The 293-nt window shown below is 72.0% G+C and carries 1 pseudogene; it reads left to right on the top strand.

What is annotated here, in order from left to right:
• Window positions 1-19 precede the first annotated feature (19 nt).
• Window positions 20-293 (top strand): annotated as a pseudogene (locus J0695_RS42245) (peptidase); the annotation flags it as partial.

Below are 293 nucleotides of genomic sequence, written 5' to 3'. Positions count from 1 at the left end.
GTCTCGTGGGCTCGGGCCGGTGAGACGTCTCGCCGCCGGAACGCTGGTGTCCGGATTCATCGCCGCCGGTGTACTCGCCGGCGCCGGGACGGCGGTGGCCGACGACGGGACGACGCACGGTGAGGGCGGAGCGGCCGCGACCGTGGAGGGCCTGAAGACGTACGGCGAGGCCGTGATCCGCGGAGCCGCCGGGGACCAGCAGGTGTCGGCAGGACTGTTCGAGATGTCCGTCGAAGGCGGCGGCATGCTGCAGACCTACTGCGTCGACATCCACACCCCCACGCAGACGGACG

The organism is Streptomyces beijiangensis (genome assembly GCF_017315755.1).
Lineage (GTDB): Bacteria > Actinomycetota > Actinomycetes > Streptomycetales > Streptomycetaceae > Streptomyces > Streptomyces beijiangensis.
This window is presented reverse-complemented; position numbering and strand designations above follow the sequence as displayed.